This window comes from Paenibacillus sp. PSB04, from assembly GCF_025809195.1.
Lineage (GTDB): Bacteria > Bacillota > Bacilli > Paenibacillales > Paenibacillaceae > Paenibacillus_AQ > Paenibacillus_AQ favisporus.
Genome location: NZ_CP081301.1, coordinates 317,219 through 343,545, shown reverse-complemented (window position 1 = coordinate 343,545; position 26,327 = coordinate 317,219). Strand labels below are relative to the sequence as shown.

The 26,327-nt window shown below is 56.7% G+C and carries 20 protein-coding genes; 13 read left to right on the top strand and 7 right to left on the bottom strand.

Annotation, left to right across the window (positions count from 1 at the left end):
- On the bottom strand, positions 1-906 hold the full coding sequence (locus tag K2F33_RS01765; RefSeq protein WP_263880864.1) for a TIGR01777 family oxidoreductase: 906 nt from the start codon (positions 904-906) through the stop codon (positions 1-3).
- Positions 907-1,104: 198 nt separating this feature from the next.
- Positions 1,105-1,575 carry a DUF2621 family protein gene (locus K2F33_RS01760; RefSeq protein WP_076173462.1) on the bottom strand — a complete coding sequence of 157 codons (471 nt, stop codon included), beginning with the start codon at positions 1,573-1,575 and terminating at the stop codon, positions 1,105-1,107.
- Positions 1,576-1,698: 123 nt separating this feature from the next.
- Between K2F33_RS01760 and K2F33_RS01755 the strand changes: the two genes are divergently transcribed.
- From K2F33_RS01755 to K2F33_RS01710, 10 genes are all read left to right on the top strand, one after another.
- Positions 1,699-2,820 carry a deoxyribonuclease IV gene (locus K2F33_RS01755; RefSeq protein ID WP_076173461.1) on the top strand — a complete coding sequence of 374 codons (1,122 nt, stop codon included), beginning with the start codon at positions 1,699-1,701 and terminating at the stop codon, positions 2,818-2,820.
- A 70-nt stretch (positions 2,821-2,890) separates the two neighbouring features.
- Positions 2,891-3,790 carry a formyltetrahydrofolate deformylase gene (purU, locus tag K2F33_RS01750; RefSeq protein WP_076173460.1) on the top strand — a complete coding sequence of 300 codons (900 nt, stop codon included), beginning with the start codon at positions 2,891-2,893 and terminating at the stop codon, positions 3,788-3,790.
- Positions 3,791-4,156: 366 nt separating this feature from the next.
- Positions 4,157-6,529 (top strand): DUF7408 domain-containing protein, encoded by a 2,373-nt coding sequence (locus tag K2F33_RS01745; protein ID WP_263880863.1) that lies wholly within the window; start codon positions 4,157-4,159, stop codon positions 6,527-6,529.
- Entirely contained in the window at positions 6,526-7,455 is a 930-nt protein-coding gene (locus K2F33_RS01740; RefSeq protein ID WP_263880862.1) for an ABC transporter ATP-binding protein, read from the top strand. The genes K2F33_RS01745 and K2F33_RS01740 overlap by 4 nt, the downstream gene beginning before the upstream one ends.
- A complete protein-coding gene (locus K2F33_RS01735) occupies positions 7,452-8,387 on the top strand; it encodes an ABC transporter permease (RefSeq protein WP_263880861.1) in 936 nt (311 codons plus the stop codon). Before K2F33_RS01740 ends, K2F33_RS01735 begins: the two co-directional genes overlap by 4 nt.
- Before the next feature lie 85 nt (positions 8,388-8,472).
- Complete coding sequence (locus tag K2F33_RS01730; protein ID WP_263880860.1) at positions 8,473-10,155, top strand: phage tail tape measure protein; 1,683 nt, start codon at positions 8,473-8,475, stop codon at positions 10,153-10,155.
- Between the two features lie 23 nt (positions 10,156-10,178).
- Positions 10,179-11,168: an AAA family ATPase gene (locus K2F33_RS01725; protein ID WP_145136835.1), complete on the top strand. Its 990-nt coding sequence runs from the start codon at positions 10,179-10,181 to the stop codon at positions 11,166-11,168.
- Entirely contained in the window at positions 11,165-12,100 is a 936-nt protein-coding gene (locus tag K2F33_RS01720) for a DUF58 domain-containing protein (RefSeq protein WP_263880859.1), read from the top strand. Before K2F33_RS01725 ends, K2F33_RS01720 begins: the two co-directional genes overlap by 4 nt.
- A gap of 33 nt (positions 12,101-12,133) precedes the next feature.
- The gene (locus tag K2F33_RS01715; RefSeq protein ID WP_263880858.1) at positions 12,134-14,134 is read left to right on the top strand and encodes a vWA domain-containing protein; all 2,001 of its coding nucleotides are present in this window, start codon (positions 12,134-12,136) and stop codon (positions 14,132-14,134) included.
- Positions 14,118-17,057: a VWA domain-containing protein gene (locus K2F33_RS01710; RefSeq protein WP_263880857.1), complete on the top strand. Its 2,940-nt coding sequence runs from the start codon at positions 14,118-14,120 to the stop codon at positions 17,055-17,057. Before K2F33_RS01715 ends, K2F33_RS01710 begins: the two co-directional genes overlap by 17 nt.
- Positions 17,058-17,206: 149 nt before the next feature.
- Here K2F33_RS01710 and K2F33_RS01705 read toward each other — a convergent pair whose 3' ends face one another.
- From K2F33_RS01705 to K2F33_RS01690, 4 genes are all read right to left on the bottom strand, one after another.
- Positions 17,207-18,139 carry a sensor histidine kinase gene (locus K2F33_RS01705; RefSeq protein WP_263880856.1) on the bottom strand — a complete coding sequence of 311 codons (933 nt, stop codon included), beginning with the start codon at positions 18,137-18,139 and terminating at the stop codon, positions 17,207-17,209.
- An 85-nt stretch (positions 18,140-18,224) separates the two neighbouring features.
- Positions 18,225-18,974: an ABC transporter permease gene (locus K2F33_RS01700; protein ID WP_212982508.1), complete on the bottom strand. Its 750-nt coding sequence runs from the start codon at positions 18,972-18,974 to the stop codon at positions 18,225-18,227.
- Complete coding sequence (locus K2F33_RS01695; protein WP_089545533.1) at positions 18,971-19,891, bottom strand: ATP-binding cassette domain-containing protein; 921 nt, start codon at positions 19,889-19,891, stop codon at positions 18,971-18,973. Before K2F33_RS01695 ends, K2F33_RS01700 begins: the two co-directional genes overlap by 4 nt.
- 211 nt (positions 19,892-20,102) lie before the next feature.
- Positions 20,103-20,795 carry a response regulator transcription factor gene (locus K2F33_RS01690; protein ID WP_076173448.1) on the bottom strand — a complete coding sequence of 231 codons (693 nt, stop codon included), beginning with the start codon at positions 20,793-20,795 and terminating at the stop codon, positions 20,103-20,105.
- A 437-nt stretch (positions 20,796-21,232) separates the two neighbouring features.
- Between K2F33_RS01690 and tkt the strand changes: the two genes are divergently transcribed.
- Both tkt and K2F33_RS01680 read left to right on the top strand, forming a co-directional pair.
- Positions 21,233-23,275 (top strand): transketolase, encoded by a 2,043-nt coding sequence (tkt, locus tag K2F33_RS01685; RefSeq protein ID WP_145136815.1) that lies wholly within the window; start codon positions 21,233-21,235, stop codon positions 23,273-23,275.
- Positions 23,276-23,325: 50 nt separating this feature from the next.
- Positions 23,326-23,643 carry a pyrimidine/purine nucleoside phosphorylase gene (locus tag K2F33_RS01680; protein ID WP_263880855.1) on the top strand — a complete coding sequence of 106 codons (318 nt, stop codon included), beginning with the start codon at positions 23,326-23,328 and terminating at the stop codon, positions 23,641-23,643.
- A 122-nt stretch (positions 23,644-23,765) separates the two neighbouring features.
- Here the strand turns inward: K2F33_RS01680 and K2F33_RS01675 are convergent, their stop codons facing one another.
- The gene (locus K2F33_RS01675) at positions 23,766-24,665 is read right to left on the bottom strand and encodes an NAD(P)-dependent oxidoreductase (RefSeq protein ID WP_263880854.1); all 900 of its coding nucleotides are present in this window, start codon (positions 24,663-24,665) and stop codon (positions 23,766-23,768) included.
- Between the two features lie 213 nt (positions 24,666-24,878).
- On the opposite strand from K2F33_RS01675, the gene K2F33_RS01670 reads away from it, so the two are divergent.
- Positions 24,879-26,234 carry a glucose-6-phosphate isomerase gene (locus tag K2F33_RS01670; RefSeq protein WP_076173444.1) on the top strand — a complete coding sequence of 452 codons (1,356 nt, stop codon included), beginning with the start codon at positions 24,879-24,881 and terminating at the stop codon, positions 26,232-26,234.
- Positions 26,235-26,327 lie beyond the last annotated feature (93 nt).

The following is a 26,327-nucleotide window of genomic DNA, read 5'->3' as shown; positions in this document are numbered from 1 at the left end:
TTATCCCTGCTCGTTGGCAAGGTCGTTCAGAGCCTCCTGAAGGCGGGGATACCGGAATTTAAAGCCCAGCTCAAGCGCCTTGGCCGGAAGAATGCGCTGGCCTTCCAAGATGATTAAGGATTGTTCGCCAAGAACGGCCTTCATCATCACGGCGGGTACCGGAAACCAATGAGGCCGGTGATACGCACGGCCAACGGCTTGCCCGAATTGATCATTAGTAACCGGTTCAGGTGCCGTGGCGTTTACCGGACCCTCGGCCTCCGGATGCGTCATGCAAAACTCGATCAGCCGGACGATGTCTTCCAGATGAATCCAGGACAGCCACTGCCGGCCGCTGCCGATTTTGCCGCCGACCCCCAGCCTGTAGGGGAGGCGCATGATCGGGAAGGCTCCGCCTTGATTTCCAAGCACGACGCCGATGCGCAGCTTGACGAGCCGCACACCCTGGATGCTGTCGGCGGCGTCTTCCCACCGGCTGACGACATCCGAAGGAAAATCCATGACCCGTTTCGGACTGTTTTCGTCAAAGGTGTCGGTCCATGAGGTGCCGTAGACGGCAATAGCAGAGGCCTGGATGACGACCGCGGGCTTGCTGTGCAGCTCCTCCACAAGCTTGGCGACGGCAGCCACGGTAGTGAGGCGAGAGTGGATGATGCTGTCCTTTGCCTTGGCGGTCCACCGCTGGCTTAATGAAGAACCGGCCAAATTGACCAGCGCATCCATGCCCTCCATCAATTCGGGATGGCTCGCAATCTCATCCCACGTATACAACACCAGCCTAGGGTCGCGTTTATGATCGGGCGGAAGCCTGCGGGTGACGACGGTCACCTCATGTCCGTTTTTAAGTAAATGCTCCGTCAGCGCGCTGCCGATAAAGCCGGTACCTCCGCAAATGGCGACTCTCATCCGATCCTCTCCTCCGAAGTTGATTTCATTTTATGATATGTATATAAATAACCCCCGGCAGAGATCAGACTGTCGAAATGAACCCATTTCTTCAATGTGAGCACTCCTGCACGGGGGTGTTCCTTCTATAAAGCGCTATTCTATTTCCCGTTCCCGGGTCTTCGGAAAAGGTCCTGAAAACCCGGTCCCAGCTGCGGATTATTTGTCCATCAGATGCTTGTAAGGCGTATAGTCAATCTGGTTCTTGTTCAGAAAGGCCACCAGGAATTTATTGTCCCGTTTTGGCGTTGCTTTGATATATCCTTGGATGCAGTGATCCTGCGTCACTTCCTTGGCTCCGCTCTCCACCGCAATTTTTCCGATTTCGGCTGCAATCGAATGCTTGGCGATATCCCGGAAGGGACCCGGTACCGGCTTCACCAGTTTGTCCAGAAACGCCTTGGATTCGTCCGTCCACAGATGCCGGCTGGTTTCGACCCAGTAATTCTGCCAGTCCAGCTTGGACTTGCCGTCATTCTTCGGCAGCACCTTCAGAAATTTGCGGATCATAAAATATCCGCCGATCACCATGCACACAAGCAAAATGATGGCCCACACAAATATGGAATTCATAAACGTGTTGGACGGCGCCGTTGCAGTCAGCAACTTTGTGCCCAGTGAACTATGCATATTTTCACCTCTATAAATCGTTTATCGCAGTTATATTCCATTCTTTAGAATTATAACGCATTTATAGATTTATTTCATTATCCACGATAAAATAAGGGATAATTCGTTTAAGGGGGATAAACCATGCTCAAAATTGGTTCTCACGTGTCCTTTTCGGACAAGGGCCTGTTAACTGCAACCAAAGAAGCGGACACCTATGGATCGAGTTCGTTTATGATATATACGGGCGCACCGCAGAATACGCGGCGTAAGCCCATTGAATCGATGTACATCGAAGAAGGCAAAGCCCAAATGAAGGAGAGCGGTATCGACGAAATCGTCGTTCACGCGCCCTACATTATTAACCTCGGCTCTTATAAGTCGAATACGTTTGAGCTCGCCGTAAACTTTTTACAAGAGGAAATCCGCCGGACCCATGCTATCGGGGTCAAAAACATCGTGCTGCATCCCGGCGCCTACACCGACATGGATGCCGAATACGGCATTCAGCGCATCGCCGACGGCTTGAATGAAGTGCTCGACGGAACCAACGAGACGGAGGTTCATATCGCGCTGGAGACGATGGCCGGCAAAGGCACGGAGATGGGACGCACGTTCGACGAAATCGCCCGCATGATCGACAAGGTGAAGCACAACGAACGCCTGACGATCTGCATGGACACCTGCCACATTCATGACGCCGGTTATGATATCGTGGACGACCTTGATGGCGTGCTGGAAGAGTTCGACCGGATCATCGGTCTGAACCGGATCGGCGTTGTTCATATCAATGACAGCAAAAATCCGCGCGGCGCCGCCAAAGACCGTCATACGCCCATCGGATCCGGCTGGATCGGCTTTGACGCCATCAACCGCGTTGTCCACCACGAGAAGCTGCAAGGGCTCCCGTTCATTCTGGAAACGCCGTGGATCGGCAAGGATGCGAAGACGCAGCGGCCGATGTACGAGGTGGAGATTGCGCTGCTTCGCGGCAATGTCGGCGAACGTTTCGGCTCTGAGTTCCTCGGCCAGGTTGAACAGCTGCATTCCTTCTTTGGCAAACAGGAAGTCGATCCACGCCAATATGTGCTGGACGTGTGGAATGTGCTGAAAACCGACGCCAAGGCGAAGAAGGCCGATCCGCGCGAGCCGATGGAGCGTCTGTACGACATGATTATGGAAGCGGGACTGTTCCCTGAGCTCAGCGAGGAGCAGATCAATCTGCGCCTGACCGCCTGGTTTGCGGGTAAAGGGATTTTGGCGTAAGCCGAGCGGAATCACAGAGGGGCCATACGGTTCAAGAGAGAGAACACGAGAGAGAGGAATGGATTTACACATGGAATTGCACGTCAAAAAAGAAAACAACACGGGAAGTGCGCACGCCAACCGCGCAAGAATGCTGATTTCATGTCCGGACGGACCGGGGATTGTGGCGGCGGTATCGCATTTTCTGCATCAACACGGCGCGAATATCGTCCAATCGGACCAATATACGATGGATCCGGAAGGCGGCATGTTCTTTATGCGCGTTGAATTCGACCTGCCGGAGCTGGAGAAGAGGCTGCCGGAGCTGGAAAGCCAATTCAGCGAAGTGGCATCGACCTTCCGGATGGATTGGAAAATGCAGAACGTCAGCCGTAAGAAGAAGCTGGCCATTTTCGTATCCAAGGAAGACCATTGTCTGGTCGAGCTGCTGTGGCAGTGGCAGGCCGGCGACCTGGATGCCGAAATCGCCATGGTGGTCAGCAACCATCCGGATATGAAGGAATATGTGGAATCGTTTGGCATTCCGTACCATCACATTCCGGTGACGGCGGATACGAAGAAGGAAGCGGAGCAGCGCCAGCTTGAAGTCGTTGGCGGTGACATCGACGTGATCATCCTCGCCCGGTATATGCAGATCGTTTCACCGTTCTTTATCGAGCATTACCGCAACCGGATCATCAACATCCACCATTCGTTCCTGCCGGCCTTCGTCGGCGGTAAACCGTATGCCCAAGCCTATCAGCGCGGGGTGAAGATCATCGGGGCGACCGCGCACTACGTGACGGAGGAACTGGATGGGGGACCGATCATCGAGCAGGACGTTCAGCGGGTCAGCCACCGTGACGATGTCAGCGAGCTGAAGCGGATCGGCCGGACGATCGAGCGTGTCGTGCTGGCGCGTGCGGTGAAATGGCATATCGAGGACCGCATTCTGGTGCACGAGAACAAGACGGTCGTTTTTAACGGGTAACCCGCAATAGACAGGCACCCTTGGCGCGAACTATAGCGCAGGCAGCCAGTATCTATGAATCATTGAAAAAATGAATAAAGGCTTTTTGCGTACGAGAAGCGGCTCGCTAGTTTTCAGGAGATGTGACGAGGATGCAGGGTTTGACCCCATCACGTTCGTCAATAGGATGAATGACATAGAGCTATGGGGATCACCGTGCGCATCAAGCTGTAGGTATGTCCGTCCCGCTCTTCATGGAGCGGGATTTTTTTGTCGATTTAGACCAGTTCGGACAATTTATCCAAAATTATGAAAATATTTTACCAATTTCGCCGCAACCCTATAGTAGAATGACCAAAGAAGCCTGAGAGAAGAGAGGAGACAATCATGCAATCATTTCGACGTTACAAAAGGCGGATCGTACTTCCAGTACTGCTTACCATATGGGTGCTGCTGCTCCTGCCTGGATGGGGCGGCACCGCGCATGCGGAGGATGACCCTTCCATTTCGCTGAAAACCGAAATCGGCTACAACGGCAAAATGAAAATGGGCAGCTGGAATCCCGTCAAATTCACCCTCACCAGCAGCCAGGATATTTCCGGAGATCTGGTTATCCAGATCGACACCGGACTGGCTCCCGCCACTTACGTCCAGCACGTCGAACTGCCGAAGGGTACGGCCAAGGTCGTCATCATGGGCGTTCCGGGGGACAACTTCACCAAGGATACGAATGAAATCCGCTTTTATAAAAATTCTTTCCAAAAGGGCAAGCGGGTCAGCTTCAGCTCCGGTACGCCTTATTTGAAAGGCATGCCTGTGACGGCCTCCAATGTGGCTGTTCTGTCGGAGGACCCCGACACGATGAATTTTTTAAACGTACTGCGGAGCAGCGGGTATGACCTGAACGTTCTGCCGCTGAAAGGCACGGATTTGCCCGAGGATCCGATGCTGCTGGACAGCCTTGACGTCATCGTGCTGAACCGTTTTGCCTCGGACACCTTGTCCAAAGGGCAGGCCGCAGCCGTAGAGCAGTGGGTGCGTTCCGGCGGCGAGCTGGTCCTTGCCGGCGGTGCGGCATATCCGAAGTCGGCGGCCGCTTTCGAGCAGATTGCCCCGGTTCAGTATACGGGCACTTACACGGCATCATCCCTTCCGGAGCTCGCCAAGCTGGGCGGCAAGCCGCTGGAGCTGGGCGGTGAGCTCACGCTCTCCGACGCTTCCCCAGTGGAAGGAGGAGAGGTCATGTATCAGGCCGGCGGCAAGCCGCTCATCGCCTCCCGCCAAGTCGAGCAGGGCACCGTGCTGTATGCAGCCTACGATTTGTCGATGGAACCGCTGGCTTCCTGGAGCGGTCATCCGTCGGTGTGGTCGTATCTGCTGCGCGATCACCTGGCGCTGTCCAATCAGCCGAACAACAAATTCAACATGATGCAGAACCAGATGTACAATCTCATCAACGTACTGGATTATTTTCCTTCGCTGAAAATGCCGTCTTTTCCAGTCATGGCCTGGCTGCTCATCGTTTATGCCGTGATTGTGGCGCCGGTGCTGTACTGGATTCTGAAAAAGGCCGACAAGCGCGAATGGGCCTGGTGGATCATTCCGCTCATCGCGGTTATCGCCAGCGGCACTGTCTATATGATCGGTGCGGCCGATAAAACCAAACAGCTAGCCCATACCATCAACATGCTAGAGCTGGACGGCAAGGGCAATGCCTCGGAGGTCAGCGCTTCGGCGTTCTTTACGCCCCGGAGCGGGGAGTTCACGATTGATTTTCCGGCACATACCTATCTGACGGTTGATCGGACCAACGGGGCTTTCAGCAGCTCGAACCGTTCTAACAGCTTTGTGGAGGTCGGTGATCAGTCGACCCGATTGACCTTGAGTGATATGCCGCAGTGGTCCCTCGCGAAGGTATGGTCCAATCGCCGGGAGAACCGGAAGGTCGGCCAGTTCGATGTGAAGATCCAGCTGGATGCCAAGGGGAATATCGGAGGGCAGGTGACGAACAACACATCCTATAATCTGAATCATGCGGTGCTGGCGCTAGGCGGAAGCCTGTTTGAGCTCGGCGACTTCGGCAAAGGGGAAACCAAGCCGCTGTCGGCTGCCAGTAAACCGACCGCCGTTAATCCGTACAATATGGCCAACCAAATCTTTGGCAACCTTACCGGAGGCCAGGCGGACGAATTTACGCGGGAACGCGAAATTCTGATGACCACGGTTCCGAACACGGCATGGTATCAGTCAGGCTCCTACGTGATGGCCTGGAGCAAGGATCCGCTGGTCAGCTACACCATGGAGGGCAAGAAGCTGGAAGGCAATCAGCTGAACCTGTGGGCACAGCCGGTTTCCATCGACTGGGCGCAGAACGGAAAGCTCAACATTCCTTTCGGGTTTATTCAACCGAAAGTTACGCAGATATCGTCGCCGGGATGGTATGAAGATCCGAGCGGAACCACCGAAATGGACCAAGGCAGCATCACCTTCGAGTACACGGTGCCTGCGCTGAAGCAGGGTGCCTCTGCCGTGCTGACTCTCCGTGCGAACAACCCCGGGAAGAAAACGGAATACCGGATTTTCAACAATGACAAACAGACGTGGGACCCGGTAACCTGGGATGCCACCAAGCAGTGGAAGGCTGAAAAGAACGTCCAACAATACTTGGCGGGCGGCCGGATTCGCCTGATGCTGACAGCCCAGGAGCACGTCCAGCTGAAACTTCCGGAGATCAGTCTGAAGGGGGCGGAGAAGCCATGATCGAAATCGAACATTTAACGAAAACTTATGGGAGCTTTCAAGCGTTAAAAGATATTAATATGTACATTCCGCAGGGAACGGTTTTTGGATTCGTCGGTCCGAACGGGGCCGGCAAATCGACGACGATGTCGATCCTGGCCACGCTTATGCTGCCCACTTCGGGCACCGCGCGGGTAGACGGCTTTGAAGTAACCGAAAACCCCAAGGAGGTCCGCAAAAGAATCGGCTACATGCCGGATTTCTTCGGGGTCTATGACCAGCTGAAAACGACGGAGTACCTGCATTTTTACGGAGCCAGCTACAACATCCCGCGCGGGGAGCGGGACAAATTGATTCCCCAGCTGCTGGAGCTCGTCAACTTGAGCGACAAAGCGGACACTTATGTCGACAGTCTCTCACGGGGGATGAAGCAGCGGTTGTGCCTGGCCAGATGCCTGGTGCATGACCCTAAGGTGCTCATTCTCGACGAACCGGCATCCGGGCTTGACCCGCGGGCGCGAATCGAAATGCGCGAAATTTTGAAGGAACTGAAGCTGATGGGCAAAACGATCATCATCTCCTCGCACATCCTGCCCGAGCTGGCGGAAATGGTCGATGAAATCGGCGTCATCGAGCACGGGCAAATGGTCGCCCAAGGCCGGGTGGCCGATATCCAGAATCGTCTTCGCGTCAAAAAAGTGCTTCACATCCGTTCGCTGGATAAGGAAGAGGAGCTTGCGGCACGGCTGCGGGATGAACCTTACGTCAGCGGCGTGCTTTGCGACAACACCGGCATCCATGTTCATTTCGGCGGTGGGGATGAGGATCAAGGAGCCCTGCTTCAGAGAATCGTCTCTTGGGGTTACCCCGTACTGTCGTTTCACGAGGCGCAGACCAATCTGGAAGACGTATTCCTCGAAATTACGAAAGGAGGGCCCGCGACATGAATTGGACGCGCAAATGGATCAATCCCGTGCTTGATAAGGAATTCCGGCTGCGGATGCGGACTCCCCGGTCGGCGATTTCTCTGATGGTGTATATTTTGGTTCTCGGGCTGATCGCCCTGGGCTTTATTTATGTCAGCATGTACCTCGGGAACGGCGGCGGGCAGACCCGATTCAACTCGGGCATGGGCCAGATCATGTTCTATGTGCTGAGCTTTGCCCAGCTGGTGCTGATCGCATTCATGGCACCAGCGCTGACGGCTGGCGTCATCAGCAGCGAACGGGAAAAGCAGACGCTCAGCATGCTGTTAACCACCCAACAGAGCTCGTCGACGATCATTTTGAGCAAGCTGGTATCTTCGCTCAGCTTTATGGCCTTGATCGTGGTAGCGACGCTGCCGGTATACAGCATCGTATTTATGTATGGCGGCATCTCCCTGAATCAGCTGGTCTCACTATTCTTGTTCTATCTGTTCATTATGCTGATGCTGGGATCGCTGGGGGTTCTTTTCTCCACGCTGCTGAAGAGGACGATGATCTCCGTGATCGTGACTTATGGCGTTGGATTGTGCATCTTTTTGCTGACGGGACTGCTGTATCTGTTCGCCCTGAGCTTGGTTCAGAGACAAAATGCACAATTAGTGCTGCAACCGGATTACTCCTGGGTTGGTTATATCCTGGGCCTGAATCCGGCGGCGGCGCTGATCAGCTTATTCGAACCGAGCTTTTCCAAACAGGCTTTCCTCGTCCGGGGAACGACGCTCAACGCGGATGCGCCGATTCAGCTGTGGCAGGAATTTGTGGTGGTGTACAGCGTGGTCATCATCGTGTCGCTCTGGATCAGCATCCGCCGGATTCGCCCGGTTCGCCGGAGGAGGAAGCAGGCAGAGACAGACGGCACGGGTGGCGGAGCAACGATGGAGCCCGTGAAGTAAGTACTGGACGGGACTTAAAGAAAGCAGGACGGGATGATAAAGACACTGGCCGAGTATTTTATCCATTAAAAAGGAGGTGGAAACTATGGACCCGATCATGCAGGCGATCCACCGGGCCCGCGCCCGTCTGCAGGTCTTCAGAATGCTGAAGTATTTGGCATATGGGTTGTCCTGCGGACTGATCGCAGCGCTGCTTTTCCTGCTCGCCGCCAGGCTGTGGCCGATTCCTTTCTACCAGCTGGCGGCTGCCGGGCTTGCGGTAGCAGGAGCGGCCGCCGGTCTGGCTGCCGGGCTGCTGCACCGCATCCGTGTGAAGGAAGCGGCTGAAGCGATGGATCTCGCCAGCGGCAGTGCGGAGCGAAGCGACATGATGGTGACCGCGTTGTCTTTTGCCGGGAACGATTCGGCGGCGGCTCGATGGCAGCGGACCCAGGCGGCCGAATACGGACGCCTGTTTGCGGCGCAGATGAAGACAAGGCTGAGAATGCCGAAGCTGACGAAGTGGTGGGCTGGCTGCGGCGGGGGGCTTGCCGTATGCCTTGCTCTGGCGCTGCTGCCAAGTCCGATGGATGATAAGCTTGCCCAAGCGGCGGAGCAGAAGCAGTGGGTTCAGGAGCAGCGAAAGAAAACGGAGGATCTGGTGAAAGAGCTCGAAACGAAGAAGCTGGATCTGACGGCGAAAAAACCGCTGGACGACCACCTCAAGACGCTGCAAAAGGAACTGGACGGGACCAAGGATCCGGACCGGGCCTTGGAGCAGCTGGAGAAAACGATGAAGGCGATGGAGCAGACGGCCAAACAGCAGGAAGAGAAGGCGCAGAATCTGTCGGAGCTGGGCCGGAAGATGCAGCAGATGCCCCAGCTGTCTTCCATCGGGAAGAGCCTGGAGCAGAAGGATCAGGCTGCGATGAAAAAAGCGCTGGACCAGCTGAAGCAGCAGATCCGGAAGCTGTCGCCGGAAGAGAAGGAGCAGCTGCGGGAGGCTTTGAAGAAGATGGCCGAAGAGGCCGGGAAGAAGCAGGACACCAAGGCCCTTCAGGAAGCGCTCAACAAGGCGGAGCAGGCACTGGCCGGCACGGACTCTTCCAAGCTGGACGAAGCCCTGAAGGGGCTGGAGGATGAGCTGGCCAAAGCGATTGCCGCGAGCCAGGCGTCTTCCAGCCAATCCGACGCCGCTTCGGCATTGGCCGCAAGCCTGGCATCTCAGGGGCTCGGCCTGGCTTCGCAGATGACGGCGGCCGGCATGCCCGTATCGGATGCCTGGGCCACCGGCGGCGCGGCGGAACAGCTGGCCCTGGCGGATTCGGCCGGGATGGGCGAACCTTCGGACAGCGGCGGAGGCGATCCATCGGAGCCGATTGACGGGGCGGGCCAAGGTAATAGTCCCGGCCAGGGATCCGGCAATGGATCCGGAAGCGGATCCGGTTCCGGCGCCGGACAGGGCGGATCCGGACGCGGCGGATCGGGCCAGGGGCCGGGAGGTTCCGGCGCAGGCCTCGGCCAAGGCGGACGCGAGCTCGTCACGACGCCGCGCGAATTCGCCGGCAAAGGGAACGTGCAGGCGGACAAAGGTCCGATTCAAGGCGGCGGCGGAACGGTCCAGAAAGGCGGCGTGGCTCCGGGAGTCGAGGGAGCGAGCCGTCCTTACGAGGAAGTATACAAAGAATATGAGGCCGAGGCTAAAAAGTCGCTGGGGCGCAGCGACCTGCCGCAGCAGATGCAGGGCCTGGTCGAGGAATATTTTACGGGAATCAATCCGAATCCCTGATCTACAATTGAGGAGGAAGGCTAATGCTGGATACGCAAATTCAACCGGAAGCTTGGAAAGAGACGATATCCCGGGTACGGGAGCAGATCGCCGAGGTGATCGTTGGCCAGCAGGAGGTCGTCGAGCAGATGCTGTGGTGTATCTTTGCGGGAGGCCATGCCCTTCTGGAAGGCATTCCCGGCCTAGGCAAGACGATGCTGGTCCGTACGATTGCCGACACGCTCGACCTGTCGTTCTCGCGCATCCAGTTTACGCCGGATTTAATGCCAAGCGACATTACGGGGACGCAGGTCATTTCTTTCGGCCGTCAGGGGGAAACCTCGATGTCTTTTCAGCGCGGGCCGCTCTTCAGCAGCATCGTGCTGGCGGACGAGATCAACCGGGCGACCCCGAAAACGCAGAGCGCTTTGCTCGAGGCGATGCAGGAGAAAACGGTGACGGTTGGCAGCGAGACGCACGTTCTGCCGAAACCGTTCTTCGTCCTGGCGACGCAAAACCCGCTTGAAAACGAAGGAACCTATCCGCTGCCGGAAGCCCAGCTGGACCGGTTCCTGCTCAAAATTCTCGTGCCGTATCCGGGAAGCGAGGAGCTGAAGGAAATTGTCCGGCGGACAACGACGAACCGCCAGCCCGAGGTGCGAAAGCAGGCCGGTGCCGCAGAGCTGCTGGAAATCCAGCAGGGAGCCAGGGAAGTGCTGGTCGCCGATGAAGTGCTGGATTATGCGGCCAGGCTGCTGATGATGACCCATCCGGAAGAGGCGTCGGCGCCGGAGGGCGTCAAGAAGTACGTTCGTTTCGGTTCGGGGCCGCGCGGCATCCAGTCGATCATTTCGGCGGGGAAGGTCCGGGCGGTCTGCCAAGGCAGGATGCACCTTTCCACCGGCGATATCCATGCCGTCGCGGTGCCGGCACTGCGGCACCGGATATTTTTGAACTTTGAAGGCCAGGCCATGGGCATTACGACGGACCAGGTGATCCGCGAAATGCTCGAGCGGGCGGAGGCGCAGGGATGAGCGCGGAATACCTGCTGCCCCCGGACTGGATGGTCCGGCTGGAGCGGATGAGCCTTGGCTCTGCGAAGCGTGTGGCCGGTACCTTGCAGGGCAAGCGGCGCTCCAGCCGGCTCGGCTCTTCGCTCGAATTCGCCGATTACCGGCCTTACGCTCCCGGGGATGACATCCGCAGGTTCGACTGGGGCGTGTATGCGCGGACAGGCAAGCCGTTCGTCCGGCAGTTTATGGACGAGCAGGAGCTGATGGTCAGCCTGTACGTGGATTGCTCGGCATCGATGGATTTTGCAGGCGGGACCCGGGGACGGGAGGGGAATGGAAATGAAGCGATTCCCTCCAAGCTGCAGTATGCGAAGCAGCTGGCCGCCAGCATCGGATATGTTGCGCTGTGCTCTTACGAACGGCTGCAGGCCTGCTGCTTCAGCAGCCAGATCGACGCCCGCCTGCCCGTGCTCCGCGGGCGCGGGGCGGCCCACCGGCTGTTTCGGTTTTTTCAGGACGCGGCCCCCGGAGAAGAAGGAAGCCTCGCGGCCGCCTACGGCGCACCGGGAGCGATGCCCAGACTGCCGGGGATGACCTGGATCTTCTCGGACTTTTGGCTGGATGAACGGGAGGAGGATCTCGGGCTGATGCTGAGCCGCCTAAGAGGGGCGGGGCAGGAGGTCGTACTCGTTCAGGTGCTGGCCCCGGAGGAAATCGACCCGGCCTACAGCGGCGACCTAAGACTGATCGACAGCGAGCTGGGCACCGGGAAGGATATCGCCTTCACCGGCAAAGTGTTACGGGCCTACCAGGACGAGCTTGAACGGTATCAGGAATACCTGATGAAGCTGGCTGCAGATCGCGGCATGACCTTCATCCGGGTTTCGACAGATATGAGCCTGCAAAAGGCGGTGTTTGGCGTAATGGCGGAAGCAGGTCTCGTCATCGCTTGACGAGCTTGGCTTACAGAGAAAGGGGGAAGCATTGTGGGAATCGGTTCATGGGCAGGGCTGTGGTTTGCGCTCAGCATACCGGCGATTCTGCTGATGTATTTGCTCAAACGCAAGTTTATAGACACCACCGTGCCCAGCCACCTGCTGTGGGACCGGGTGCTGAAAAATATCGAAGCCAACCGCCCGTGGCAGAAGCTGCAAAACCGTCTGCTGCTGTGGCTGCAGCTGCTTGCCGCCGCGCTGCTCGTTTTTGCCCTGCTGCAGCCTTATCTGTGGGTATCCGGAAATAGCGGGGGGCACATCGTCTTCGTTGCTGATACATCCGGGAGCATGGGTGCAATAGCGCCGCCGCCAGCCGGCAATGCAGAACAGTCTTCCCAGGAGCCGCAGGAGACGCGGATCGAACGAATGAAATCCGAGATGAAGCAGTACGTGAAGAAGCATGCCCGCGGCAGCGAGGTCACCCTGCTCAGCATGAAATCCGAGCCCGACGTGATCATTTCCCGGGAAAAGGATGCGAAGCGCGTTCAGGATGCGATCGACGGTCTCACGCCTTACTATGGTCAGGCGGCGTATAATGAGACGCTGTCGCTGGCCTCTGCGCTTACGCGGGAGGAGCAGAACGCGGAGGTTGTTCTTTTTACGGACGGCGAATGGAAGGGCGCCAGCGACCAGGTGACGTTTGAAGTTCCTGCACATATAGTCCTGGTTGGAAACGGTCCGGTGAAAAATGCCGCCATCCAGCAGTTTGGCATTCAGCAGGGCAAGGAAGGTAATGATGCGGTGGCTGTGCTCGGCTCGAGCGGGACATGGGATGCGCCGGTCGATGTACGCATTTATGGGGACAACAAGCTGCTTCGTACCGAATCGGCCGATCTTACCCGGCACAGCGCCACGCTGGTTCTGCAGTCTCTGCCGCCGGCTGACGTGTACCGGATTGAGTTGGATGGCGATGACGGATATCCCGCGGACAACGCAGCTTACGCTTTTGGGAAAAGCAGCCGGGAGCCGAGCATTCTGCTGCTGACGCCGGGCAATCTGTTTCTGGAAAAGGCGCTGCAGTTGACCGGAGCGCAGGTGACCCGGATGACAACGGAAGAGCCCAGCAATTCCGCGAAAACGGCGGATTCAGGGAACGCTGCGTCTGTTCCACAGGTTCCCAAGGATCCGCCGGATTTGATCGTTGTGGACGGGCAGGCGCCTGCATTTACGAAGGAAGGTTCCTGGAAGCAGCTGCTTGAAGAGACCCCGCTGTGGTCGATCGGCGGCAGCGGTCCGGAAGTCAAGGTGAACGGTCAGGAGCCTAAAGTATCCGATCATCCGGTGAACCGGTACATCACGCTGAAAGGCCTCTACGTGGGCGAGCTGCACAAGGAACCGCTGCCGGCCTGGGCCGAGCCGCTGGTGACGATCGGCGGTACGCCGGCAATATATGCAGGCAAGGAAGCGGGACATCCGCGGTTGTCGTTTCTGTTCCGGCTGCAGGACACGGATCTGCCGCTGTCGGCGGAATTTCCGATCCTCGTCCATAACGCGGTTTCTTGGCTGAACGAAGGCGAAGGTACGGGTCTCGGCAGGGTAACAGCCGGATCGGGAATGGAGGTACCGATCGCAGCGGATGCGGAGCAAGCGGAATGGAAGGTGCAGCATACCGGGGTGCCTGGTGCGGGAGCGCCGGTTCCGGAGGTGCAAAAACGGGAGCGGGCGATATCCTCCCTGCAGACGGCGCCGCAAGTACCCGGATTGTATGCTTTTGAAGAGCGAAACAGTCAGGGGAACACCACCAGCTATCTGGTGGAGACGGCTGCCGATCCTTTTGAGGGGACCTTTGCCTCCTCTAAGCCGGTTGTTTTGAAATCGGGCCAAGTCGATACAGGCAGGGCTGAGTCAGGTGCCGGAGAACAGGCAGGGAATCCGGGAATGGATGGGAAAATCGGTCAAAGCCGCTACTCGCTCATGTGGCTGGCCGCCGCCGTCGTACTGCTGATGATCGTGACCGAATGGGGGGTGTACCAGCGTGGGCGTTCAATTTAATCACCCTTGGCTGCTGCTCTTGCTCCTTCCGCTGGCGCTTCTGATGGTGTATGCGTACAAATCGGACTTTCGCCTGGCCGGCCGCCGCAAGACCTGGGCGATCGCCATCCGTTCCGTGATCCTGCTGCTGCTCGTGCTGATGCTGTCCGGATTGCAATCTTATACTGTATTGCACCAAAAGAAGGTCGTATATGTCGTTGACCGCTCGATGAGCATGACGGACACGGAAAGCGCCGAAGCGTTTATTGGACAATCGGCCAAAGGCAAGGAAGCGAAGGACACCATCGCGGTGGTATCCACAGGTCTGGACGCGGCTGTTGAGCAAAAAGAGACCCGTGAGCTCCCGGGCTCCCTTCGGCTGAATGCGGACCTGAAGCGGGAATACACGAATCTGGAAGCCGGCATGATGCTCTCCGGGAGCATGCTGGACAGCCGCTCGGATTCCCGGATCGTCCTGATCACCGACGGGGAGGAGAATGTCGGCAGCATGCTGTCGGCTGGACGGCTGTTGAAGGACCAGGACATCCCGGTTGACGTGTTGGAGATGCCTTCGTCCGAACAGCAGGACGTCTCCGTGGAGGAAGTCAAAGTCCCGGAGAAGCTCTACCAAGCAGAGTCCTATTATATTGAAGTACTGGTGCGGAGCACCTATAAAGGCAAGGGTGAGCTCCGGCTGTATGAAGACAACGCCGAGATCGGACGCGAGTCGGTGGACGTGACCCCGGGAGACAACCGATACGCCGTGAAGGGGCTGGCGAAAAAAACGGGGCTTCACCGCTACCGTGCCGAAATTTTCATGGACGGCGACCGCCAGTCGGCCAACAATGCGGGATATGCTTTTACCCGTGTGGAAGGTCCGCCCAAGGTGCTGATCGTGGAAGGCGAGAAGGGGAACGCAGCCAATCTTGCGTCGGCCCTCTCATCGGGTCTGGTTCAGTATGAGCGGATCGATCCGAGTGTTCTGCCGCTGGAGCCGGCGAAATATGCAGCGTATGACTCCATCATTTTTAACAACGTTTCCGGTGACCAGGTGGGCGAGCGGCGGATGGCCATGATCGAACAGGCGGTCCGCACCTACGGGGTCGGCTTTATGATGGCCGGTGGCGAGGACAGTTACGGCATGGGCGGCTATTTCAAGACACCGATCGAAAAGCTGCTCCCCGTCTCCATGGAGCTGGAGGGCAAGCGGGAGATCCCGTCCCTCGGTCTGATCCTGGTCATTGACCGTTCGGGCAGCATGAGCGGGGACAAAATGGAGCTCGCCAAGGAAGCGGCGATCCGTACGGTGGAAATGCTGAGATCCAAGGATACGGTCGGCGTGCTCGCTTTTGATTCCCAGCCGTGGTGGGTCGTGACGCCTCAGCCCCTGGCGAACGGCAAGGAAGACGTTATTTCGCAGATTCAGTCCATCCAAAGCGATGGAGGGACCGATATTTACCCGGCCGCGGCGTCCGCAGTGGAGGAAATGCTGAAGGTCAAGGCCCAGCGGAAGCATATCATTCTGATGACCGACGGACAGTCGGCCGGAAACGGCGGATACAGCGATTTGATCGAGCAAATGAAGGGCGGCAAAATCACGATGTCCACGGTTGCGGTCGGAATGGACGCGGACGTCAATCTGCTGCAGTCGCTGGCGGATGAGGCCAAGGGCCGATACTACTTTGTGGATGACGCTTCGTCGATACCGTCGATTTTCAGCCGCGAAGCCGCGATGATGTCCAAGTCCTACATCGTGGACAAGCCGTTTGTGCCGGCACTGCAAAACGGCGGGGACTGGACGTCTTTGTTCGAAAATGGCGTGCCGCAAGTTTACGGCTATGTCGCCACGACGCCGAAGCAGGGGGCGCAGACGGTGCTGACCAGTCCGGAGCCCGACCCGCTGCTGGCGAGGTGGCAGTACGGATCCGGCCGAACCGTCGCCTGGACAAGCGACCTGATGGGCAAATGGTCGAAGGACTGGGTAGCTTGGCCCGCCTTCTCCAATGTCGTGACCCAGATGGTGAAGTGGACCTTCCCTCAGTTTACGGCTTCCCCGTATGAGGTAAGCACGCAGATCGAGGGGAACCGTGTCCGTTTTGAAGTCAAAGCGGATACGGCGGGCACGGATCAACTGCAGGCGGTCATTACCGGGGATGATCTGCAGGAGCATAAGGTGGATCTCGTTCAGGAGGCGCCGGGAAGCTATACCGGAGAGCTGCCGGTGGACCAGTCCGGTTCGTATCTGATGACGCTGCTCGATGGCAGCGGCAAGCCGGCTGCGCCCGGCACCGGGCTGGTCGTCCCTTACTCTCCGGAATACCGGATTGCGGACGGGAATGCGGATCAGGGGCTTCAGCGATTGGCTGAGCTGACCGGCGGCCGGATGCTGTCGAAGGACCATCCGGAGCAGGTATTTGCCGCCAAAGCCAAGCCGAGCCGCCAGCTCCATGATTGGAGCTATGCGCTGCTGGCCGCGGCCCTGGTGCTGTGGGTGGCGGACATTGCCGTCCGCCGCCTGGCGCTCCCATGGGGCGCCATCGCTGCGCGGGCCGCCGCCATCCTGCGGCGGCGGCAAGCACCGGCCGGCGGGGCGGAGGCCCCGGACGCCGGCCTGGGCCGGCTGGCGGCGCGCAAGCAGCGCACCGCCGCCTTCTACGGCGGCCGCTCTGCCGGGCCGCCGGCACCGGCGCCGCAGGCGCGCGCGGAGCGCGGCGCGGCCGGCGCCAGCGGGCGCAGCCCGCAGGAAGCCGGAGCGGAGCGTCCGGCTTCGGGGGCGTCCCGCCCGGCGGCTTCACCTTCGCCGCCGCGCGGGGCGCCAACAGCCCGGCCGCCGGAGGCCGGGCCGGGCAAGGAAGCTGCGGCGCAAAGCCCGCCGCAGCCGGAGGAAGAGCGGTCCGCAGCGATGGACCGCCTGCTGGCCGCCCGTAAGCGGAACTCGCGCTAGGGCGCGGATCCACGCCAAATTTACTCAAACCAAAGAACCCCTTGGAGGCAGGAGGGCTGAGGCCCGCCAGTGAATGCCATTCCAAGGGGTTCTTTTTCATATGGATTTTCAATTACAATATGTGAATTTCCAAATTATAACATCTCCGTTCAGGTAACCGACACTCCCTGCGAAATCCCGCCGGTGGTAAGCTCCCAGCGGCACGTCATCGTCAGCACGTCCCCGCTCAGTTCGGCGGACAGCCGGCCGCCCATCTTCTCCATCAGGCTGCGGGCGATGGACAGGCCGAGTCCGGTCCCTTTACCGGAGCGCGTTTGGTCGGCTGTATAGAACCGGTCAAACAGCAGGGAGGGATCGGTGCCGGCGAGATGCGGGGCATCATTGCGGATGACCAATACCGCCTCGTTATTTTGCCGCTTCAGCCCGATGCCGACTTCGCCGCGCGTGTGCTTGATCGTATTGAGCAGCAGGTTTTCGATGACCCGTTTGACGGCCGACTCATCCGCGAACCCGATGATCTCCTCTTCAGGAAACTCCAGTAGAGGGGTGATACTGCAGTCGGTGAACTGGTCGTACAGGCTCATGATGACGTCCTGCAGCACCGGGACGAAACGGATGCGCACCGGCTTCAGCTCGTAATCGGTGGACTCAATCACGGACAGCTCGAAAAAATCGTTCAGCAGCGCCTGCAGACGCTGCGAACGGTGTTTGATCACACTTAAGTAGGCATGCTTTTCTTCGGGACTGAGGTCCTCGGCCTCAAGCAGCTGAATATAGCCGAAGATCGACGTCAGCGGTGTGCGGATATCATGGGACATGTTGGCGATCGCCTGCTTCAGCTCGTTTTCCGTTCGGCGCTGCAGGGCGCCGCTCTCGGTCACCCGGTCGATCAGACGGTTGATTTCAGCCGCAAGCGATTCAAGATCTTTTTCGTAATAGGACAAGTCGGTTTTTTTGCCCGATTTGCCTTCGTTATAGCTCTTCAGCTGGGCGGTTACCCGCCGAAGTTCCCTGCGCATCCGCAGGAGGCGGACGACGAGCAGAGCAATAACGGCGACAGCGACAATGGTGATGTAGAGCATCGTTTGTCCGCCTCCTTTGGTTAGATAGTTTCCCGCGAAAATAGATTCACTACCTTGCAGCTCATTGTTGGTATGGGGCTGCTTCTTACTTAATCTCCTTCTTCCGGAAGGCCAGAATGCCCAAAGCTCCAAACATCAGGAACCAAACGACCGGAACCACGACCATGGCGCTGAGTTGTCCACCGCTTCGTTCCATGATCGGCACGTTGTTGACCAGTTTGAAGATGGAGTAGTCGTACAGCGTGCCGATGAAGGGAATGAATCCTCCGGCTCCGGCGAGCAGGGAATCAGCCAGCAGGAACAGGATAAACAGGAAGCCGATCGATTTGCCGCTGTCGGTCAGCAAGGTTGAAAACAAGGCGGCAATGCCGGCGAATCCGGCCGCATAGAGTACGGTAAATCCCAGGGCTCGCAGTACAAAAGGCAGCGGTAACGATCCCGCATCCCCATTTGCGATCACCATCACGGCTGTCGCTACCACAGGCAGGGTGAGCGCAAGCAAGGCCGTACCAACGGTGAAGACCAGCAGCTTTGCGGTGAACAGCCGGATCCGGCTGTTGCCGGAAGAGGCGATGCATTTCATGACGCCGGTCGAATATTCGCTGGAAATAAAGAAACCGGCCAGCAGGGCGGCGGAAAACTTCAGCACATAGGCGTTGCCGGCCAGCACATTTTGCATAAACTCCAGGCTCGTGACTTCCGGCTCGCCGGCGGTATGGTCCATGATGACGAGCAGAGGATACACGATGGCGGCCGCCGCAATGCACAGGAGCAGGGTCCGGAACGAGAGGTCCTTACGCAGCTTGAACCATTCCGCTTTGATGACGTTGCTCATGGCTGCAAACCTCCGATCCTTTTCGTGAAAAACGTCTCCAGGTCTTCGCCTTTCGGCATAAACTGCTCGATCTCCAGGCCGGATGCGGCTAATGCGGTCGATACGCGCCCGGGATGCTCCAAATGATCGTAGAGCTGGATGGACCCGTCCGGCATGACCTCGAATTCCGTGGTGTCCAGACGGTTCTGCAGGACCGATGCCGCCGCGGCGGGGTCGTTGACTTTGATATGAATGAACTGCCGGCATTTCTCCTGCAGTTCCTTGGCCGTCAGCTCCTCAAGCAGGACGCCGCGGTGAATGATGCCGTAATGGGTGGCCAGCAGATGCAGCTCGCTTAAAATATGGCTGGAAATCAGGATGGTGATCCGTCGTTCCTGATTCAGCCGCTTGAGCAGTTCGCGCATTTCGACGACGCCCATAGGGTCAAGCCCATTGGTGGGCTCGTCCAGAATGAGAAATTCCGGATCACCCAGCAGGGCGATCGCCAGGCCCAGACGCTGCTTCATGCCCAGCGAGAAGTTTTTCGCCTTTTTCCGACCGGTTCCTTCCAGGCCCACCAGTTCGAGCGATCGCTTGACGATATCTTTTCCGGGAATGCCCCGCAGAAGCCGGTTGGCTTCGACGTTCTCCTCCGCAGTCATTTGCGGGAACAGCGCCGGACTTTCAATGATCGACCCGATGCGTTTGCGCGCCTCGTTTGTTTCCGAAGGACCGCTGTATCCGAACAGCTCCACTGAGCCTTCCGTCGGAAAGGCCAGCCCCGCGGCGATGCGGATGAGCGTGGATTTGCCGGCTCCGTTTTGCCCGATGAATCCGTAAATGGATCCCCGTTTGATCGAGAGATTCACCTTATCCAAAGCGATGCCGTTTTTGAACGTTTTGGTGAGATTGGTGGTGCGAAGAACATATTCGCTCATGGTTTTCTCATCAGCCTCCCTCCAGTGATAGGCTCAGTGTATTCCGGAAAGCGTAAGAGAAGTTTAAGGCAATTCTTAAGAAAGGCTTAAGTCTGAAGAGCCGACTGCGGCCGGTACAAGACTGTAGCGGATAACGCTATGCTGTTGAAGGATTCGGCTGTACAGCCCTAAAAGGCAGCGGACCTAAGCTCCACCTGCTTCTCACGGCTTCTCACGGCTTTAGCCGGTAGCCGATCCCCCAGACGGTTTCGATCCATTCCTCGCCGGGGCAAGCCTTGGCCAGTTTGCTGCGCAGATTGCTCATATGTACGTTGACGGTATTGTCATCCCCGAGAAACTCCTCGCCCCAGATGCTTTCATACAGATTGGATTTGGAAAATACCTTTTTGGGCGATGCCATGAGCAGGTGGAGGATATCGAATTCGCGGGCGGTCAGGGAAATCGGCTCGCCGTCGGCGTGTACGGTTTTGGCTTCCGGGTCGAGCAGCAAATTTTTATGCGAATATATAACCGGCTTGGCGGAGTTCGCGGCACGATGGACCCGTCTAAGATGCGAGTCGATGCGTGCAGATACTTCCTCGATGTCGAACGGCTTCGTGATATAGTCGTCGGCACCGCCGCGGAGGGCGGCGATCTTTCCGGACTGGTCGCCCTTGGCGGAAATGATCATCACCGGCGGAGCGCCGTGTTCCCGAACTTCGTTCAGAACTTCCTCGCCGGATAAGCCGGGAAGCATCAAATCCAGAAGGACCATGTCCCAGGGCTGCTGCTTCAAATAAATGAGGGCCTCGGTTCCGGAAAAAGCGGGCTGTGCGGTATATCCGCTGCGGCGGACGATGCTGCAGAGCAGGCGGCTGATGTCGTTGTCGTCTTCCACGACCAGAATGTGCGTATTTCCGTTCATTTGACGTTTTCACCTCGGTTACATGCAGTTGAGTTACGAACTATCATACTCGAAGAAACGGCTGTTTCCAATGGTTTTTGCTGTTTCAGGACCGGACCGTGCGGGTCATAGATGGAAGGGCGCGTCAACCCCCTGAGGTACATGAAAAAAGTTTGAAACTATTGCCAGACCGAGGGAGGGCGAGACTTCGCTCAATTCCGCCCGGCTCTTGGCTTCGGGCGGGATCCGCTGCCCCTTTATCCGATCTGATTTGCTCCGCATAATGACCTTCTTCATGGGGAATGGTGATAAAGGTTATGGAAAAGAAGAAAGGCAAGTGTTATAATAAGTCAAAATGAAACATTCAAGCGGATGTTCTTCTAAGCCGCCGGGTTTTTCCGTGCTTTCAAGTGTGCCCGCTTCATGTTAATTTCCCAGAAATACTGAGGAGGATAACCATGACTGACAAGAATCAAGCGATTGACAAGGCCGAGAACGCGACCATCGATAATCTGTCGATTACGACGATCCGTACCCTCGCGATCGATGCGATCGAGAAAGCCAACTCCGGACATCCGGGTATGCCGATGGGCTCTGCACCAATGGGATACCAGCTGTTCGCAAAGACGATGAACCACAATCCGGAGAATCCGACTTGGATTAACCGCGACCGTTTTGTTCTCTCCGCTGGGCACGGCTCTATGCTGCTGTACAGCCTGCTTCACCTGAGCGGATACGATCTTCCAATGGAAGAACTGAAACAATTCCGTCAATGGGGAAGCCTGACTCCAGGTCACCCAGAGTTCGGTCACACCGCTGGCGTTGACGCAACGACAGGTCCTCTTGGACAAGGCGTGGCTATGGCGGTTGGTATGGCAATGGCAGAAGCACAGCTGGCTGCAACTTACAACAAAGACAACTACAAAGTGGTTGACCACTATACGTACGCGATCTGCGGCGACGGCGACCTGATGGAAGGTATCTCGCATGAGGCTGCTTCTTTGGCGGGCCATCAACAGCTCGGCAAGCTGATCATGCTGTACGATTCCAATGACATTTCCCTCGACGGTAAACTTAACCTGTCCTTCTCCGAAAACGTACAGAAGCGTTTCGAAGCCTACGGATGGCAAGTGCTGCGCGTGGAAGACGGCAACGATCTTCCGGCCATCGAGAAAGCCATTGCGGAAGCGCAAGCCGAAACGAGCAAACCGACCCTGATCGAAGTGAAAACCATCATCGGTTACGGAAGCCCGAACAAACAAGGTAAAGGCGGCCATGGCGGTACTCACGGATCCCCGCTGGGTGCGGAAGAAGCCAAGCTGACCAAAGAATTCTACAAATGGGTATACGAAGAAGACTTCTACGTGCCTGAAGAAGTTCGCGCTCATTTCGCGAAAGTGAAAGAACACGGCGTGAAAGTCAACAAAGAATGGAATGAGCAGTTCGAAGCTTACAAGAAAGCTTATCCTGAACTGGCCGCTCAATTCGAAAAGGCTGTTGCCGGCGACCTTGCTGAAGGATGGGATAAAGACCTTCCGAAGTATTCCGTGGAAGACAAAGCCGTATCGACACGCGTTGCTTCCGGTAACGCCCTGAACGGTCTTACAGGCGGCGTACCACAGCTGCTGGGCGGATCCGCCGACCTGGAAAGCTCCACGATGACTCACCTGAACAACCTGGCCAACTTCACGCCTGACAGCCGCGAAGGCCGCAACATCTACTTCGGTGTACGCGAATTCGCGATGGCTGCAGTAATGAACGGCATGACGCTGCATGGCGGAGTGAAAGTATTCGGCGGTACGTTCTTCGTATTTACCGACTACCTGCGTCCGGCGGTTCGTCTGGCTTCCATTATGAAACTGCCTGTCACTTATGTTCTGACTCATGACAGTATTGCGGTTGGTGAAGACGGTCCTACCCATGAACCGATCGAACAGCTGGCATCGCTGCGCATCATTCCTGGATTGACTGTGATCCGTCCGGCTGACGCCAACGAAACATCGGCTGCCTGGGCTTACACCGTTGAAAATAAAGAGAACCCGGTAGCGCTCGTATTGACGCGTCAAAACCTGCCAATCCTGGCCGCTACGGCTGAGGGTGCACGCGAAGGCATCAAGCGCGGTGCTTATGTAGTAGCTGACGCGAAGAACGGCAAACCTCAAGCGCAAATCATCGCAACGGGTTCCGAAGTACAGCTGGCTGTGAAAGCCGCCGAAGCGCTGTCCAAAGAGGGCATCGAAGTTCGCGTCATCAGCATGCCAAGCTGGGATCTGTTCGAAAAACAAGATCAAGCTTACAAAGATTCCGTCCTGCTGCCTGACGTCAAAGCACGTCTTGCCATCGAAATGGCTTCGCCATTCGGTTGGGAACGCTATGTCGGCGACAAAGGCGACATTCTCGGCATCTCCATCTTTGGCGCATCCGCTCCTGGCAACCGCGTCATCGAAGAATACGGATTTACGGTGGACAATGTAGTCAGCCGTGTCAAAGGGCTGCTGTAAGGTCATAGCCGTTTAATTCATATTTTGAGTTCAAAAGGAGCAGTGAGCACATGTCGCAGTTCAGCAATGCCACCATCGTCAAAGCAGCCAACGTCTATTATGACGGCCAGGTGACCAGCCGCACCGTCATTCTGGAAGATGGTAGCAAGGTTACGCTCGGAATTATGCTTCCGGGCACGTATGAATTTGGGACGGACGGTCCTGAAATTATGGAAATCCTGTCCGGTCACCTGAAGGTCCTTCTTCCCGGTGAAGAATCCTGGCAAGAAATTCAGGGAGCACACACGTTTCACATGCCTGCCCATTCCAAATTCGCTCTGGAAGTGTTCAGCGTAACCGATTACTGCTGCTCCTACCCGGCGGAGTAACGAAAAAGGGTAAGTCCGTCATCTGGCGGACTTACCCTTTTCTCTCCGGTAAACTCATTTTTTCTGCATAATTTGGAGCCGTTCCATTCAACCTATGGCTGTATATGGAAGGAGCCTGTCCATTATTGCAGCGGCTTGCCGCCGATCGTCTGTCCGATCCATGCTTCATAGCATTTGACGACAGCGGACAGGTCCTCATCTCCAAAGCCCTGCGTCTGCCCGGCTTGAAACAGGCTTTTTGCCAGGTTCAGCATCGGGGACGGTACGCCGGTGGCGTCGGTGAGGGAGGAGGCAAGCTTCAAGTCTTTGAGCATCAGCGCAAGGGAGAACTGGTTGCTGAAGTCGTGGTCGATGATCTTCCGGCCTTTCAGGTCCGCGGCCTTGCTGCCGGCCGAACCGAGCTGCACCAGCTCGAGGAAGCTGTCGGCAGGAATGCCGGATTTGGCGGCGATGGCGAAGCCTTCCGCCAAGGCCAGGTTGTTGATGCCGACCATCGTGTTATGGGCGAGCTTGGCAACGGAACCGCTGCCGCTTGGTCCCATATGGATGACCTTCTTGCCCAGCGTATCAAACAGGCCGGATGCGGCTTCCAGCACGGAAACTTCTCCGCCGACCATAAAAACGAGTGTGCCGTCGATGGCCGCCGGCTTGCTGCCGGTAACCGGTGCGTCGAGGAAATGGGCTCCGAGCTTGTGAACCTCGGCGGCCAGCTCTTTGACGAGCCCCGGGGAGATGGTGCTGCTGTCAATGACGGTGGTGCCTTGAGCCAGCGTTTTCAGAATGCCGTCTTCGCCGTAAAACACCTCGCGAATGGAATCGTCATTACTGACCATTGTGATGACCGCATCCTGTCCTGAGGCCGCTTCGGCAGGAGTGGCGGCTTGGGACGCGCCTTCCCGGACAAGCGCTTCGGCCTTGGAAGCCGTGCGGTTATAGACGGTTACCTCGTAACCTTGTTTTAACAAATTGGAAGCCATGGGCGCTCCCATGGTGCCCAGTCCGATGAAGCCTATTTTTTTCATGAGAATCACCTTTTCCTGTGAGATATAAGCATTCATTAAGTTTACCATGAGGCCATGCGACAATCCATGGGGGGAGAAGTGAAATTGTGGGTGGATAAGCTTCATATTGTCCTTGCCAAATGCAGTGAAATTACAGTATCCTATTCTAAAGCTGTTTTTTTCGGAGCGTAAATAGAATAGAGATGAAGCCAAACTAGGAGGTTTACATTAGATATGTCTACCAAATTAAATTTCGATTACAGTAAGGCGCTCTCCTTTATCGGTCAGCACGAAGTGGATTATCTGGCAGAGCCGATCCGACTCGCTCACGAGCAGCTTCATAACAAGACAGGCGTAGGTTCTGACTTCTTGGGATGGATCGATCTTCCTACCCAATACGACAAGGAAGAATTTGCACGCATCCAGAAAGCAGCAGCGAAAATCCAAAGCGATTCTGACGTTCTGATCGTCATCGGAATCGGCGGATCTTACCTCGGCGCACGCGCCGCGATTGAAGCTCTGTCCCATTCCTTCTATAATGTTTTACCAAAGGACAAGCGCAAGACGCCTGAAGTTTATTTCGCCGGCAACAACATCAGCTCCACTTACGTGGCGCATTTGCTCGATCTGATCGAAGGCAAGGACTTCTCCGTGAACGTCATTTCCAAGTCCGGCACAACGACGGAGCCTGCGATTGCATTCCGTATTTTCAAAGCCGAGCTGGAGAAGAAATACGGCAAGGAAGAAGCCCGCAAGCGTATCTATGCAACAACCGACAAGGAAAGAGGAGCCCTCAAGAAGCTTGCGAATGAAGAAGGCTATGAGTCCTTTATCATTCCGGACGACGTGGGCGGAAGATATTCCGTACTGACTGCAGTTGGCCTGCTGCCAATTGCTACTGCCGGAATCAACATCGAAGAGATGATGCAGGGTGCCGCTGACGCTTCCAAGGAATTCAGCAACCCGAACGTGCATGAGAACCTCAGCTACCAATACGCTGCCGTGCGTAACGCACTGTACCGCAAAGGCAAAGCCATCGAGATTCTCGTGAACTACGAGCCTTCTCTTCATTTCGTATCCGAGTGGTGGAAACAGCTGTACGGCGAAAGTGAAGGCAAGGACTACAAAGGCATTTATCCGGCATCCGTCGACTTCTCGACCGATCTGCACTCCATGGGACAATTCGTTCAGGAAGGCAGCCGCAACATTTTCGAAACCGTCATCCAGGTGGACAATGTAGCGAAGCAAATTACGATCGAAAGCGATCCGGACGATTTGGACGGCCTGAACTTCCTGGCTGGCAAAACGATGGATTTCGTCAACAAAAAGGCCTTCCAAGGCACGATGTTGGCACATACAGACGGACAGGTTCCTAACTTGATCGTAACTGTACCGGATATGACTCCGTATTCCTTCGGATATCTGGTGTACTTCTTTGAAAAGGCGTGCGGTATCAGCGGCTATCTGCTTGGCGTCAATCCGTTTGACCAGCCTGGCGTGGAAGCCTATAAGAAGAACATGTTCGCTTTGCTCGGCAAACCGGGCTATGAGGAAGAAAAAGCGAAGCTGGAAGCAAGACTGTCCGAATAAGAATAACATCAGCAACTTTTGAATAGACATACAAAGCTAGGGAAGCAGTTCACCGGTTAATCAACAGCGGGGGACTGCTTTCTTGGCAAATAA